Source organism: Streptomyces boluensis, assembly GCF_009908195.1.
Lineage (GTDB): Bacteria > Actinomycetota > Actinomycetes > Streptomycetales > Streptomycetaceae > Streptomyces > Streptomyces boluensis.
On sequence record NZ_JAAAHS010000002.1, the window covers coordinates 73,550 to 88,724 of the forward strand.

Annotated in this window: 12 protein-coding genes; 5 read left to right on the forward strand and 7 right to left on the reverse strand. The window is 73.1% G+C overall.

What is annotated here, in order from left to right; translation table 11 throughout:
* The first annotated feature begins 60 nt into the window (after positions 1-60).
* The 5 genes from GUY60_RS00710 to GUY60_RS00730 all read left to right on the forward strand — a co-directional run bounded on the left by GUY60_RS00710 (position 61) and on the right by GUY60_RS00730 (position 5,629).
* Positions 61-1,311 (forward strand): ATP-grasp domain-containing protein, encoded by a 1,251-nt coding sequence (locus tag GUY60_RS00710; RefSeq protein WP_161692852.1) that lies wholly within the window; start codon positions 61-63, stop codon positions 1,309-1,311.
* Entirely contained in the window at positions 1,308-2,579 is a 1,272-nt protein-coding gene (locus GUY60_RS00715) for an ATP-grasp domain-containing protein (RefSeq protein WP_161692853.1), read from the forward strand. Before GUY60_RS00710 ends, GUY60_RS00715 begins: the two co-directional genes overlap by 4 nt.
* A 17-nt stretch (positions 2,580-2,596) precedes the next feature.
* Positions 2,597-3,250 (forward strand): serine O-acetyltransferase EpsC, encoded by a 654-nt coding sequence (epsC, locus tag GUY60_RS00720; protein WP_187369899.1) that lies wholly within the window; start codon positions 2,597-2,599, stop codon positions 3,248-3,250.
* 197 nt (positions 3,251-3,447) lie between these two features.
* Complete coding sequence (locus GUY60_RS00725; RefSeq protein WP_161692854.1) at positions 3,448-4,389, forward strand: PLP-dependent cysteine synthase family protein; 942 nt, start codon at positions 3,448-3,450, stop codon at positions 4,387-4,389.
* 7 nt (positions 4,390-4,396) lie between these two features.
* Positions 4,397-5,629 (forward strand): ATP-grasp domain-containing protein, encoded by a 1,233-nt coding sequence (locus tag GUY60_RS00730; RefSeq protein ID WP_161692855.1) that lies wholly within the window; start codon positions 4,397-4,399, stop codon positions 5,627-5,629.
* A gap of 78 nt (positions 5,630-5,707) precedes the next feature.
* Here GUY60_RS00730 and GUY60_RS00735 read toward each other — a convergent pair whose 3' ends face one another.
* The 7 genes from GUY60_RS00735 to GUY60_RS00765 all read right to left on the reverse strand — a co-directional run.
* A complete protein-coding gene (locus tag GUY60_RS00735) occupies positions 5,708-6,121 on the reverse strand; it encodes an SgcJ/EcaC family oxidoreductase (protein ID WP_161692856.1) in 414 nt (137 codons plus the stop codon).
* Positions 6,122-6,203: 82 nt separating this feature from the next.
* Positions 6,204-7,832: a tyrosine 2,3-aminomutase gene (gene cmdF / locus GUY60_RS00740; protein WP_161692866.1), complete on the reverse strand. Its 1,629-nt coding sequence runs from the start codon at positions 7,830-7,832 to the stop codon at positions 6,204-6,206.
* Positions 7,833-7,844: 12 nt separating this feature from the next.
* On the reverse strand, positions 7,845-11,174 hold the full coding sequence (locus GUY60_RS00745; protein ID WP_223178635.1) for a non-ribosomal peptide synthetase: 3,330 nt from the start codon (positions 11,172-11,174) through the stop codon (positions 7,845-7,847).
* 189 nt (positions 11,175-11,363) lie between these two features.
* Entirely contained in the window at positions 11,364-12,545 is a 1,182-nt protein-coding gene (locus GUY60_RS00750) for an acyl-CoA dehydrogenase family protein (protein WP_161692858.1), read from the reverse strand.
* A gap of 235 nt (positions 12,546-12,780) precedes the next feature.
* Entirely contained in the window at positions 12,781-13,701 is a 921-nt protein-coding gene (locus GUY60_RS00755) for an oxidoreductase (protein WP_161692859.1), read from the reverse strand.
* 51 nt (positions 13,702-13,752) lie between these two features.
* The gene (locus tag GUY60_RS00760; protein ID WP_161692860.1) at positions 13,753-14,322 is read right to left on the reverse strand and encodes a carboxymuconolactone decarboxylase family protein; all 570 of its coding nucleotides are present in this window, start codon (positions 14,320-14,322) and stop codon (positions 13,753-13,755) included.
* Positions 14,323-14,336: 14 nt separating this feature from the next.
* A partial coding sequence (locus GUY60_RS00765) for a thioesterase II family protein (RefSeq protein WP_223178636.1) occupies positions 14,337-15,175 on the reverse strand: 839 nt, incomplete at its 5' end.

A 15,175-nucleotide genomic window follows, 5' to 3' on the forward strand; every position in this document is an offset into this window, starting at 1 on the left:
AAAGCAGCCCGGAGCAACCCGGAACGACCGGAAGAGACCGGAAGAGAACGGAGAACCGCGATGACGCATCCCCGTACCCCCCGACGGCTGCTGATGGTGATGCCCTACCACCAGCTGGTCCGCAAGGCCGTGGCCGCCGGGTTCGAGGTCTGGTCGATCTGGGACCCGTCGCTGCAGACCGACGCCTATCTCGACGAGGTGGAGCGGCACTCCGAGGAGCTGCTGCTCGTCGACTTCAGCAACACGTACGCGCTGCGCGCCCTGATCGCCGCGACCGCCCGCACCCACGCCATCGACACGGTGCTGCACCTGGGCAGCGAGGACAGTATGGGCCCGGCCGTCGAGGAGGCCGAGGCACTCGGGCTCGCCCCGAACCCGGCCGAGACGGTGCGCCGCATCAACGACAAGGCGGCGCTGCGGGAACTCCTCAACGCGGGCGGCCTGTCCGTGGTGCGCTCGCAGGAGGTCGCGTCGGTGGACGCCGTCGTCAGGGCGGCCCCGGACTTCCCGGTGCCGTTCGTCGTCAAGCCCGCCCGCTCCTCGGGCAGCCGGGGCATCGCCCTGGTCCTCGACGCCGAGGACCTGGACGAGTGGGTGGTCCGGGTGCGGCGCGCGGGCCTGCGGGGGCCGTTCGTCCTGGAGGAGTACCTGCGCGGACCGGAGTTCAGCGTGGAGACCCTCACCGTCGACGGGGTGCACCACGTCGTCGGCATCACCGCCAAACAGCACACCGGCGCCCCCGGCTTCGTGGAGACGGGGCACGTGTTCCCGGCGCGGATCTCGCCGGACGCGGAGACGGCGGTACGGGCCACCGTGATCGGCCTGCTCGACCTGGCCGGGTACCGCTTCGGGCCCGCGCACACCGAGGTGATCCTCACGTCGCGGGGCCCGCGGATCGTGGAGTCGCAGACCCGCCTGGGCGGCGACCGCATCCCGGCCCTGGTGGAGCTCGCCAGCGGCTTCGACCTGGAGGCCGCGGTGTTCCGTGCCCTCGCGGGCGAGGCGATCGAGGTGCCGAAGGCCCACCGGGCCGCGTCCATCGGCTTCTTCCAACTGCCGCCCGGCCACGTCGAGTCCATCTCCGGCCTCGACGAGCTGCGCGCCCAGCCGCATGTGCACGCCCTGCACTTCCCGTACCGGCCCGGCTCGGTGCTGCCGCCGGTCACGGACTCCGCGTCCCGGCACGGCTTCGTCGTGGTCGACGCCGAATCCCCCGGCCAGGCCGTACGGCGCATCGCCGCCGCGCGGGAGGCGGTCCGTGTCGTGGTCCGCGAGCAGCTGGCCACCACCCAGGAAGGAAGCGTCTGTTGAACACCGTCCCCACCGTGCTGCTGATCGGCGGCATCGACGTCCATCTGGAGCGGGTCAAGGACCAGGGCGCCCGCGTCGTCCTGGTCCAGCACCCCGACAAGCTCACCCCGTACCAGTCGAGCCACGCCGATGTGCTGCTCGTCGTCGACTACACGGACTGGGACACGCTGCTCCCGTTCGCCGAGGCGGCGCGTGCCGTCTACGGCGTCGACGTGGTGTTCTCCCTGACCGAGGGCGGCCTGACTCCGGCGGGCCGGCTCAGCGACCTGTGGGGTCTGGGCGACGGCCGCCGGCACGAGGCGAGCAGGCGGCTGCGCGACAAGTGGCTGATGCGCCGTCATCTGGCGGCGCACGGCCTGCCCGGCACCGAGGCCGCACCGGTCACCGACCGGGAGTCGCTGACCGTGTTCGGGGCCCTCGCCGGGTACCCGTTCGTCGTCAAACCCACCGGCACCACCGCCGGGTTCGGGCTGTGCAGGGCGGACGGCCCACACGACCTGGACCGGGTGTGGGAGCACGTGACGCGGCTGCTCGGCGGGCGCACCGACCGCGGTTCGACGCTGTTCACCGTGGACGGCTTCCTGATGGAGGCGTACGTCGACGGGCCCGAGTTCAGCGTCGAGGCGTTCAGCTTCGCAGGCCGGCATGTGGTGGTGGCGGTCACCGAGAAGCTCACCGACGACGCGCACTTCGCGGAGCTGGGGCACGCCCTGCCGGCCCGCCTCTCCCCCGCCGACCGGGCCGAACTCGTCGCGGCCGTCGACCGGTTCCTCACCGTGATGGACGTGGCCGACGGGCCGAGCCACACCGAGATCCGGCTCGGCTCACGCGGCCCGGTCGTCATCGAGTCGCACAACCGGGTCGGCGGCGGCCACCTCGCCGAGCTGGTGCGCGCCGCGTACGGCATCGACCTGAACGCCTACGCCGCCGCCTGGGCGCTCGGCCGCGCCGAGGAGCTGCCGGGCGAGCCGGTCGCGACGGGCGCCGCCTGCAACCGGTACGTAGTGCGCGACCCGGGCACGGTGACCGCGGTCGACGGCGTCGCGGAGGTCGCCGCCGCGGACGACGTGCTGATCGCGCAGGTCTCCGTGCACCCCGGCGACACCGTACGGCCGCTGCGGGACAACTGGGACCGGATCGGCTGCGTCGTGGTGCGCGCCGCGGACACGGATGCGGCGGTGCGCCGCTGCGAGGAGCTGACCCGGCACACGCTGCGCATCGAGACCGCCCCCGAGCACGCACGTCCCCTCGCCGCGGCGATGAGATGAGAGGAGTGGCCGGTCCCATGTCACCGAAGCAGCAGGACTCCGCGCGGCTTGGGCTGTTCAGCACCCTGCGCGAGGACCTCGACACCGTCGTCGAGCGCGACCCGTCGGTACGCGGCCGCTGGGAGGCGTCGCGGCACCCCGCGCTGACCGCCCTGTGGGTGCACCGGGTCGCGCACCGGCTGCACCGGCGCGGGCACCGCGCCCTGAGCGGCACCCTGGCCCGCTGGGCGCGGCGCCGCACGGGCGTGGAGATCCACCCCGGCGCGACGCTCGGGCGCCGGGTGTTCATCGACCACGGCGCGGCCGTGGTGATCGGCGAGACCGCCGTCGTCGGCGCGGACGTGACGATCTATCACCAGGTCACGCTCGGCGCCGTCGGCTGGTGGGTGGACTCCCACCGCCCGGCGGGCGAGCGCCGCCACCCGGTGGTAGGCGACGGAGTGATCCTCGGCGCCGGGGCGACCGTGCTCGGCGCGGTGACCATCAGCGACCGCGCGCTGATCGGCGCCAAGGCCGTGGTCACCCGGGACGTCCCGGCCCTGGCCCGGGTGTACGCACCTGCGGCCGTGGTCAAGTCCCCCACGCCACAGGCGATTTCACGGCCCCACCTCGCGGTGGTCCCACCCCCCGCCGACCCCGTCCGGCTGGTGGCGTCGGCCGGGTCGTGGTGAGCCATCAATCGGCAGCCGGCACCAGCCGGTCGCGGCCAACAATCCAGCCTGCCCAAATCAGCCCGTCCGGCGCTTGAGGACGAGGCCGGAGGCCGATGGGAGCGGGGTCTGGGGCGGCAGCCCCAGGGGACCGAGCCCCCGACAACAGCGCGATACGTGCAACGTAAAGCCCCACCCCGCCCCCGAAAGGAACCCGTATGACGGCCCCTTCGACCGTACGCCGTGTCGTCGACGCCATCGACGAGCTGATCGGCCACACCCCCATGATCCGGCTCGACCTCGACGGCGCCCGCGAGGACGTGCGGGTGATCGCCAAGCTGGAAGGGGCGAACCCGTACTCCAGCAGCAAGGACCGGGCCGCGATCTACATGCTGCGCCGGGCCGAGGAGCGCGGGCAGCTGCGGCCGGGCGCCACCGTGGTGGAGGCGACCTCCGGCAACACCGGCATCGCGCTCGCCGCGCTCGCCACGGTCCGCGGCTACCGGTGCGTGGTGGTGCTGCCCGACACGGCGACACCCGAACGCCTGGGCCTGCTCCGCGCGTTGGGCGCCGAAGTGGTGCAGACGCCGGGCGCCGACGGCTTCGCCGCGGCCATCACCCGCGCCGAGGAGATCGAGCGCGGCACCCACGACGCCTGGTACATGCGCCAGCACGAGAACCCCGACAACGTCCGCGCCCACTACGAGACGACCGGACCGGAGATCTGGGCCGACACCGACGGCCAGGTGGACGTCCTGGTCGCCGGGGTCGGCACGGGCGGCACGCTGAGCGGCGCGGGCCGCTACCTCAAGGAGCGCAACCCCGCCCTCGAGGTGGTGGCGGTGGAGCCGGAGGGCTCCCCGGTGCTGTCCCGCGGGTACGGCGGCCAGCACCGCATCCCCGGCCTCAACGGCGGCTTCGTCAACCCCACCACAAACGAGGCACTGATCGACCGCGTGGTGACCTGCTCGGACGACGCGGCCTTCGAGTCGGCGCACCGACTGCTGCGCCGCCAGGGCCTGTTCGTCGGCCTGTCCTCGGGCGCGGCCGCGTACGGGGCGTCCGTGCTCGCCGGCGACCCGGCGTACGCGGGCCGGACCATCGTGACGGTCCTGCCGGACACCGGTGAGCGCTACGTCAGCATCTGGAACGAGAGGTGACCCGCCCATGACCACGTTGATCCTGCACCGGGGTCCGCTGCACGCCAACCCGTACCACGCGTGGCTCGACGGCCACGACGGCAAACTGGTGCTCCTCGGCTCGTCCGAGCAACTCGCCGTACACGGGGAGGAGTTGCCGCGCGAGGCGCCCTATCTGCACGCCGAGACGGTGCCCGACTACGACACCGGCCCGCTGGTCGCCGAGCGCGCCGCGGCGCTGATCGAGGAGTACGGCGTCACCGACCTGGTGGCGTGCACGGAGTACGACATCGAGCGCGCCGCCGAGCTGCGGGAGCGATTCGGGCTGCCGGGTCAGCGGCCGGACTCGGCCGTGCCGTACCGCGACAAGTGGGAGATGAAGCAGGCCGCGACGCGGGCGGGCGTCCCCGTGGCGCGGCACGCCCTGCTGCGCACCGGGCAGGACCTGACGGACTTCGTGGCCCGCGAGGGACTGCCCGCGGTGGTGAAGCCGCGGCGCGGCTGGGGCTCGGTGGGCGTGGCGTTCCTGCGCACCCCCGCGGATGTCGCCGACTGGCTGGCCGAGGCCGCGCTGACCGACGCGTCCGGGGAGCCGGGCTGGCTGGTGGAGTGCTTCGTCGACGGGGTGATGTGCCACGTCGACGGGGCCGTGGCGGGCGGGCGCACCGTGTCGGTCTGGCCCTCCCAGTACACGTACGCCCTGGCGGACTTCCGGGACCGGGGCGGCCGGGTGGACATCGCCCTGGACGCCGCGGACCCGCTGACGCACCGTCTGAACGCCTTCGGCGAGCAGGTCCTGAAGGCCCTCGGCGGCCCCGCCGACTTCGCCTTCCACATCGAGGTGTTCGTCACCCCGGACGGCGAGCTCGTGCTGTGCGAGGCGGCCTGCCGAGCGGGTGGGGCGGGCGTGCGGGACGTGCAGCAGGCCATGTTCGGCGTGGATGTGGCGGCGCTGCCGGTGCGCTCCCAACTCGGGCTTCCCGTCGGCTTCGACGGCCCGGTGACCCCGCCGAAGGTGGCCGGCCAGCTGCTGTTCATGATGCGCCCCGGCACCCTGCGCGCCCTGCCCGAGCCGGCCACCGCACCTGCGGGCATCTACAAGCGGAAGTATTACGCGGAGGTGGGCGACAAGCTGAACGAGTCGACGTTCTCCGGGGACTTCCTCGCCGCGTTCGTGGTGGAGGGCACCGACCGGGCGGACTGCGAGCGGCGGATCGGGGAGGTGAAGCGCTGGTTCCTGGAGGGTCTGGAGGTCGGCTGACGGGCGGGGCACCGCGGCCGTCCGCCCCCTCGTGAGGGGACGGACGGCCGGCAGCTCCGCGGGTGTTCCGCGCCGTGCTCAGGCGCCCGCTCGCGGGGTGTTCTGGTAGGCGGTGATGCGCCATCCCCCGTCCTGCTCGGCGAGGACCCAGGTCGCGCGGATCGCACGCTCCGGGGCGACCTGCTCCTCGCCGGGAGCGATGACCCCGCCCTCGGTGACGAGGATGGCGACCTCGCCGCCGACGACCTTGGCGTCGATGGGGGTGCCGGTGACCTTGGTGCCGCGGTACGGGCCCGCGTAGCCCGCGCGCATCAGCTCCCGGATCGCTTCCTTGCCCTTGGCGTAGATGTCGCCGGGCAGGATCAGGGTGGCGTCCTCGGTGAAGAGTTCGGCGAACGCGTCGGCGTCGTTGTCGGCCCACGCCGCGACGACGAGCTGCGGCAGCGCCTGCGGCTCGGTGGCCTGCGGGGCGGCTGCGGTGGCCTGGGACATGGTGGTTCCTCTCGCTCACTGGTGGCGTGCTGTGGGCGGCCGTCGCCGCGGGTCGGCTGCGGCGACGGCCGGGGCGGGGCGGTCAGATCAGGGCGCTGCCGGACTGGCGCTCCACGGCGTGGACGAAGGCGCCCTGGGACACGGCGGTGGCGATCACCTCGATGTCGTCGGACATGTAGCGGTCCTTGTCCAGGGTGGGGACGAACGAACGCACCAGGTCGTAGGTGGCCTTGGCGGCAGGGCTGAGGCCCGCGTAGCGGCCGGAGATGTCCACGGCCTGCGCGGCGGCGAGGAACTCCACCGCGAGGATGCGGCTGTTGTTCTGCAGTACGCGACGGGCGTTGCGCGTGGCGATCAGGCCCATGCTGACGACGTCCTGGTTGTCGCCGTTGGACGGCACGGACTGGGTGCTGGCCGGGGCGATGGTGCGGTTCTCGGCGACGAGCGCCGTCGCCGGGTACTGCGCCCCCGCGAAGCCGCTGTTGAGGCCGGGCTCGCCGGCGACGAGGAACTCGGGCAGGCCGTAGCTGAGGTGGCGGTTCAGGACCCGGTTGGTCTGGCGCTCGGACAGCACGCCGAGCTGGGTGAGCGCGATCGTGACGAAGTCCATGGCGAACGCGATCGGCTGGCCGTGGAAGTTCGCGCCGTGGAAGATCTCCTGGCCCTCGAAGAACAGCGGGTTGTCGTTGGCGGAGTTGAGCTCGATGTCCAGCTTGTTCTCCGCGTGGTACAGGGTGTCGCGGACGGCGCCGAGGATCTGCGGGATGGCGCGCAGCGAGTACGCCTTCTGCAGGTAGATCTCACTGCGCTCGACGTCCTTCTCGCCGGACTTGCTCGCCTGGACCTGCCGGCGCAACTCCATGTGCTCGACGGTGAGTTCACTGCCGTTCATCAGGGCCCGCATGTTGGCGGCCGTGTCGATCTGGCCGCGGTGCGGGCGGGCGATGTCGTGGCCCTCGGCCAGGAACGGGCTGGTGGAGCCCTGGAGGGTCTCGATGAGCAGGGCGGTGACGATCTCGTGCTGGCGCACCTGCTCCAGGGCACGGCTGACGACGAGCGAGCCGACGCCGGTCATCCCCGAGGTGCCGTTGATCAGCGCGAGGCCCTCCTTGAAGCGCAGTTCGAGCGGCTCGATGCCACGCTCACGCAGCACCGACCCGGTCGGCACCCGCTTGCCGTCGCTCAGCACATAGCCCTCACCGATGACCGTGGAGGCGATGGCCGAGAGCGTGGCGAGGTCACCGCTCGCGCCGAGCGAACCGATCTCGGGGATGGCCGGGGTGATGCCCTCGTTGAGGTAGAGCGCGAGCCGCTCGATGACCTCGGGGCGCACCGCGGAGTGGCCCTTGGCGAGGGCGTTCAGCCGGGCGGAGACGATGGCGCGGGCCTCGTCCTCGGCGAACATCGGGCCGACGCCCGCGCTGTGGCTCCGTACCAGGTTGGTCTGCAGCTCCACCTCCTTGGAGGTGTCCACCTGCATGTAGATCATCTCGCCGTAGCCGGTGGTGACGCCGTAGATGGGGATGTTCTGCTGGGCGATGTCCTCGAACATCTCACGGCTGGCCGTCACCTTGGCCAGGGCCGACGGAGCGATCTCACAAGGAGCCCGGTCCTCGGCCACGCGCCGGACGTCTGCGATCCGCAGCGTTTCGCCGTCGAAGGAAACCGGCGCTTCGGCGGTGTTGCCGGTCGGGGTCTCGGTCTCTGTCAGAGTCACTTTCCCTCACTCCATCGTTTCCTTGGTGACAGCACTCATTACGGGCCTTTCGGCATCGACCAGGTGGGCGAGGCCGGCGGGGGTCGGGTGGGCGAAGCAGACGCCCGGCGCGAGCCGTACGCCGAATCGCTCGACCACGCGGTGGATGAGCCGGAGCAGCAGCAGGGAGTGCCCGCCCAGGGCGAAGAAGGAGTCCTGTACGCCGATGTCCTCGGTGTCCAGGAGTTCCCGCCAGAGCTCGGTCATCTCCCGCTCGGTCGGGGTGCGGGGCGCGTCGGCTCCGGCGGCGAGGCGGGCGCCCGGGTCGGGCAGCCGGCGACGGTCCACCTTGCCGGCGGCGTTGCGGGGCAGCCGTCCGTCGACGGTGACGAACATCAGAGGCAGCGTCAGACGGCCGAAGCGGGAGCGCAGTTGGGAGCGCCAGTCCTCCTTGGCGCCCAGGGCGCTGCCGTCCGGGGCACGGCGCGGCACGACGTACGTCACGAGCCGGGAGGCCAGGCCGTCCGCCCCGGGGAGCGCGGTCACGGCACACTCGGCGACCGAGTCGTGGGCGGCCAACGCCCTTTCGATCTCGGTGAGTTCGAGCCGGTTGCCGTACAGCTTGACCTGGAAGTCCTTACGTCCCCTGAACTCCAGGTCGCCGTCCCAGCGCCGCAGCCCCACGTCCCCGGTGCGGTAGCAGCCGATGCCGTCCGTGGGGAAGATCGTGCGGTCGGGCAGCGGGGCGAAGGCCGCGTCGTCCCCGTGCCGGGCGCTCAGGTAGCCCTGGGCGACGTAGGGGCTGCGGATGACGATGTCGCCGCTCACCCCGTCGGGGCAGGGCCGGCCCGCGTCGTCGAGCACGAGGACCTGGCGGCCGGGTATGGAGCGGCCGATGGGGGCGGTTCCGTGGATCGGTCCGGTGATGTCGTACCAGGTGCCGACGATGGTCTCGGTCGGCCCGTAGACATTGGCGAGCCGGGTGCGGGGCAGCGCCGTGCGCAGCCCGTCGACCAGTTCCTGTGCCAGCGCCTCCCCCATCAGCAGGACGCAGTCGAGGGCGAGCGGTGCGGCCTCGGGGGCGCGTCCGGTGAGGACCCGTACGAGTTCCCTGGCGAAGCTGGGCACGGTCTGGATGTGCGAGATCCGCTCGGCGGCGAGCCAGTCGGTGAACTTCTCGGGGTTGGCCCGCAGGTTCTCCGGCACGGGGCACAGGGTGGCGCCGGAGACGAGCGTCGCGAACGTCTCGGCCAGGGCCGGGTCGTGCTCGGGGGCCACCCACTGCGCCACGCGCATGCCGGGCCCGATGCCGAACTCCCCGGCCAGCCAGGTGGTGAACTGCGCCAGCGCGTCGTGGGTCTGCGCCACGCCCTTGGGTGTGCCGGTGGAACCCGACGTGTAGGCGAGGTAGGCCCGCCCGTTCCCGTCCGCCGGGGCGCGACGCCGGTCGCGCGGTGCCGCCGGGAGGACGGTGGCGTCGAGGGCGGTGGCGTCGAGGGCAGTGGCGTCGAGGGTCGGGCCGCGCAGTTCGTCGCGGTACCACTCGGCGAGCGGGTCGCCGTCGGGGCCGCCCGCGAGGACCAGGCAGGCGGGCCGGGCGTCGGCGAGCACGGCCCGGCCGCGTTCCCCGCTGTCGGTGGTGCCGAGCCACACCAGGTGTCCCCCGGCCGCCAGCACACCGAGCAGGGCCGCGTACTGGTCCGGGCCCGGCGGCATCCGTACCGCGACGGGCGAGCCGGCCACGGTTCCCAGGCGGCGCAGCCCGGCCGCGACGGCCTCGGCCCGGTCGGCGAGTTCGCGGTACGGGACGTCCTGGCCGCGCCAGGACACCGCGACCGTGTCGGGGGTGTCCCGGGCCCAGCGGCGGGTCAGCTCGTCGACCGGCGGACCGTCGTAGGTCCCGGCCGCGAGACGGTCGGCCTCCCGCACCCGGTCGAGCAGCAACTCCGGGGGATCCAGGGCGAGTTCGGCCACATTCCGGTCGGGGGTGCGCAGCGCCGCGTCGAGCAGGGTGCGCAGCTGGTCGAGGATTCTTCGGGCGGAGGAGGCGTCGAACAGCTCGGTGCGGTACTCAAGGGTCCCGGTGAGCTCCGGCGCGGCGGGGTCCACGGTCAGGCGCAGATCGGCGGTGGCCGCACCGTGGTGGACCGGGTACTCCCGCACCTGGGTGCCGACGAGCCGCAGCCGGGGGTCGGACCCGCTGTCGCGGCAGACGAACACCGCGTCGCCCAGCGGCATCCGGCGCGCGTCGCGGTCCGTGCGCAGGGCGCCCACCAGGTGGGCGAAGGGCAGTCCGCGGTGGCCTTCGGCCGCGCGCATCCGGCGGGCGGTGGCCGCGGTCGCGTCCTGGAAGACGGGGTGCTCGGCGAAGTCGGCGACCAGCGGCAGCAGTTCGGTGTACGGACCGACGGACCGCACCGCCTCCGCGTCGGGGCGGGTGTCGGTGGGCACGGCCACGACCACGCGGTCCTCGTCGCCGTAGCGGCTCAGCAGTGTCTGGAAGGCGGTGAGCAGGACGGCGGCCGCGGGCACCCCGGTCCGGCGGGCGAAGCGGGTGACGCGGGCGGCGAGCGGGGCGCCGAAGGCGAAGGGCACCACGCCGCCCGCGCACGACGGGTGCGCGGGACGTGGCCGGTCGACGGGCAGCGACAGCGGCGGCGGCACCGGCGTCAACTGCGCGGCCCACCAGTCCTGAAGCTCGCGGAAACCCGCCGTGCCCTCCTGCGCGCGGCCGGCGCGGGCGTGGTCGGCGAAGCTCGCCGGAGTGCCGGTGAGGGCCGTCGCGGCGGGTTCGCCGGCGCGTTCGGCGGCGTAGCCCGCGGCAAGCTCGGCCAGCACGGTCGCCACGGACGGCTCGTCGGCGACCGCTCGGTGCGCCACAAGCAGCAGCCGGTGCGCGGTGGCTCCCAGGCGCAGCAGGACGAGTCGGGCCAGCGGCGCCTTTGCCGGGGCGAACGGGCGGGCGGCGAGTTCGGCGCAGAGGCGGTCGGCGTGCTCGGCACGGCCCGGTGCGGGGGTGGTGCAGAGGTCCAGGACGATCGGCGCGGCCGTGCCGTCGGGGCCGTCCGGCTCGTCGGGGTCCCATGCGGAGATCTGCTGCACCGGGCGGCCGGCGACGTCCACGAGGGCGGTGCGGAGGGTGGCGTGGCGGCGGCGCACCGCGCTCCAGGCGGCGTTCAGGGCCCGGACGTCGAGCTCGCCGTCGATGTGGAAGGCCCGGCACACGTGCGCGGCGGCGGCGCCTGGGACGAGTGCGTCCTGGAACCACAGGCCGTCCTGTGCCGCGGAGGTCACGGCCTGTCCGGCGGCCCGCTCGAGGGGAGCGGGCGTGCTCGTCGCTACGGTGAGTTCAGCCACGTTCACATCGTTGTCGGACCTGCATATCCGGGGCATCTCTTGATGTGCTGCTGTCCGTCCGGTGGCTCTGAACGCCCCGTTTCCCCTGCTCAGCCAACGAGTTCAGGCCAGGACCGATGACACCGGTCCTGGCCTGTTCGCGTCCGTTCCGCCGGCCCCGGGGAGCGTCTCCCCGGGGCCGTGGCACGGTCAGATGTAGTGGGTGTTGGGTTCGAGACCGCACAGCACCCGGCCGTACAGCTCCAGGTTGGTGTTGGGATGCAGGATGGCGTGCAGGTTCACGGTCTGGATGTCGCGCTCGATGCGCTGGATCGGGACCGAGCTGTACACGGAGGAGCCGCCGCTCGCCGTGTTCAGGATGTCCACGGCCTCCTTGGCCCGCTGGCACACGGCGCCCAGGTCGAGGCGGACCCGGGCCCGCTCCTCCAGCGTCCAGGGCTCCCCGGCAGCGGACTTGGAGTCCAGTGCCTCGGCGATGCGGTGGGCGTGGAACTCCGCCTCGTCGATCTTCACCGTGGCCTCGGCGACCTGGAGGTGGGTGAGCGGCGCCTCGCTCTGGCTCTCGTACGCGGTGTAGGTGATCTTCCGTCCCGGGAGGCGCTCGAAGAACGCGTCCTTGGCGGCCTTGGCCATGCCGAGGGCGGGTGCGCCGACCGTGGCGCAGGCCGTGGGCATGAACGGGGTGTTGTAGACCGGCGAGTCGGCGTTCGCCACCGAGCTGTGCTGTCCCTGCAGTACGGGAATCATGGACATCACCCGGTTCTCCGGGACGAACACGTTCTCGGCGACCGTGGTGACGCTGCCGGTGCTGCGCAGGCCCGAGGTGTGCCAGTCGTCGATGATCTGGAGCTCCGACATCGGGATGAGCACCATGACCGGCTCGTGCTGGCCGTCGGGCGTGGGCCGCACCGCCGCGTTCACGTTCCACTGGCTCTGCTGGGAGCCGGTGTTGAACGACCACTTGCCGTTGACGAGGTAGCCGCCGTCGGTGGGTACGGCCATCGCGCCGGGGCTGAGGATGCCGCTGATCCGCACGTCGGGGTCGGCGAACACCTCGTCCTGGACCTCGTCGGGGAACAGCCCGACCATCCAGGAGCTGATCGCCCAGACCGACGCCGTCCACGCCACCGAGCCGTCGCCCCGCGCCAGTTCGGAGATGACGTCGACGACGGTGCGGGAGTCGGACTCGTGGCCGCCGTAGCGCGCGGGCACCCGCATCCGCAGTACTCCGGAGTCCTTCAGGGCCTCGATCGTCTCGTCGTGCAGCCGGCGGTTCTCCTCGCCCCACGGGGCGTTGCGCTGCAGCAGCGGCACCAACTCCTGGGCACGGCGGACGAGTTCGGCCCGGGACAGGGTCTGGGTGAGTTGCATCAATTCCTCCTCGGTGGCAGCGGAGCAGGGCAGTGTCGCGGCCGGGACCTGGCGTGTCCGGTACGCCGGGCCTCGGCCAGCCGCGGCAACAGCGCCCCGCGGCCAGGGGTTTCCGGCTTCTGCGGCGCGCGCACTGCCGACCGTCGCAGTCGGCGGTGCGGGGCGCATCTTCCGGGTTGCGGTGCCAGGGCTCGTCTCTCGGTCGGGGAGACGCCCCCTGGGACGGGCGGGTGGTTCAGAGCGGGTACAGGACGTCGGTGAGCTGCTCGGACGCCTGCCAGAGGCGCCGGTGGACCCCGGTGTCGCGGGCGGAGCGGCCGGCGCGGACGAGACCCGGCGCGCCCCGGGTCTCGGTCAGGCCCTGCGGGCCGTAGAACTCGCCGCCGCGGACGCCGGGGTCGGTGGCCGCGCGGAGGGTGGGCAGCATGCCGTCGTACGCGGACCGGAGGAACAGCGGGGCGAAGAGGGGCCCGGCCAGGCGGAGCGCCGCGGGGAAGTCACGGCCGAGGCCGGTCCCCGCGAGGCCGGGGTGCGCGGCCACCGAACGGATGCCGGAGCCCGCCTCCTGGAGCCTGCGCTGCAGTTCGACGGCGAACATCAGGTTGGCCAGCTTGGACTGCGCGTAGGCCCGGTATCTGCTGTAACGGCGCTCGGCGTCGAGGTCGTCCAGGTCGATACGGCCCAGCCGGTGCAGATAGCTGCTGACGGTGACCACGCGGGCTTCCGGCGCCGCCCGGAGCAGGTCGAGGAGGCGTCCGGTGAGCGCGAAGTGACCCAGGTGGTTGGTGGCGAACTGCAGCTCGTGGCCGTCGACGGTGCGGGCCTCGCCGGTCCACATCACTCCCGCGTTGTTGATCAGGAGGTCGATGTGCGCGCAGCGGTCGTGGAGTTCCTTCGCCGCGTCGCGCACCGACGTGAGGCTCGACAGGTCGAGCAGCTGGACGGTGAGGTCGGCGGTCGGCACCTCGGCCGTGATCCGGGCGGCGGCGGTGGCGCCCCGGTCCGGGTCGCGTACGGCGAGGACCACGCGGGCGCCGGCCCGCGCCAGTGCGGTGGCGGTCTCCAGGCCCAGACCTGAGCTGGCCCCGGTGACGACGGCCGTGCGGCCGCGCTGGTCCGGGGCGTCGGCCGCGGTCCACTTCTTTGCGGTGCCCAAAGCTCTCTCCCTTCGGGTGATGTGGTGCCGCGGCCGTGCCACGTGTCAGGCTCAGGCCGGGCTCTGGCCGCCCTGCGGTGCGGTGGCGCGCCCGTACCCGTGCTCGACGATCCGGCGGGCCGACTCCTCGTAGCACTCGGGCTGTTCGGGCAGCTTGGTGGCCAGGCCGTCGACGTAGCGGTTGTACATGCAGAAGGCCGCGGCTATGAGGACGGTGTCGTGCAGGTCGGTGTCGTCGGCGCCCGCGGCACGGGCGGCGGCGACGGCCTCGTCCGAGACCGGCCGGGCCGCGTGCTGCACCTCGGCCGCGACCCGCAGCAGCGCGCGCAGCAGCTCGCTGACGGGTGCGGTGCCGGGGTCGGCGAGCACCGCCTTCACCAGGTCCGCGCCGCCGTCGAGTTGGGCGGCGGCGAAGGCGCTGTGCGAGTCGGAGCAGAAGCGGGTGCCGTTCAGCTCGGATACGTAGGCCGCGATCAGTTCGCGCTCACCGGGGCTCAGCGACGGGGTGCCGGTACGCAGCAGCGCGTCCGCGAGCCGGCTCAAGGGGTCGGCGGTGTCCGGGCGTTGGGCCAGCAGGCCGCTGATGCCCGGCAGGTCGTTGGTGAGCTCGATGTGCGCCACAGTTGGGTCCTCTCCTACGTGTGAGCCGGCTCGGCGGTCGCGGCGTGGTGGGCCTCGACCAGCGCGACGGGCGGCTCCGCGTCCAGATAGAAGTGATCTCCGGGGACCTTATGCGCGCGGAACGCACCGCGGGTCTGTCTCGCCCAGGACGCCACGTCGTGCGGGGCGGCGATCGGGTCGTCCGCGGCGGCGAGGGCGGTGATCGGGCAGTGCAGCGGCGGGCCGGGGCGGTGGGCGTAGCTGTCGGCCATGTGGATGTCAGCGACGACGTAGGGGAAGACCCGTTTCAGGAGGGCGGGTTCGGCGAGCAGCTCGGGGTGCACCCCGCCGAGGGCGACGATCTCCTCGACGATGGCGGCGTCGTCGCGCAGGGCGGCCTGCGTCAGGGTGCCCTTGCGGGTGTGCGGCCCGCGGGCTCCGGAGACGAACAGGTGGCTGACGGCGACACCGACGTGTTCCAGGTACCGGGCGGCCTCGAAGGCGACCCAGGCGCCCATGCTGTGCCCGAAGAACACCAGGGGGCGGTCCGTGAGGGGGCGGGTGGCGCGGGCGATGTCGCGGGCAATGTCGTGCGCCATCCGCCGCAGGTCGGTGGCGAACGGCTCGTGGGCGCGCCGCGCACGTCCCGGATAGCACACGGCGTGCACCTCGCTGCGGGAGCAGAGCCGGTCCCAGGGTGCGTAGAAGGCAGCCGTGCCGCCCGCGTGCGGGAAGCAGACAAGACGCTGCTCCGCCTCGGGGCGTGGGCTCATGCGCTGCAGCCAGGTCATCGCGGTCTCCCGTTCAAGCCCGGCCGTGCGGGTGTCGTCGCGGGCCTGAGCGCGCGGCGGGCCGGGGCGGCGTGGTTCAGGCG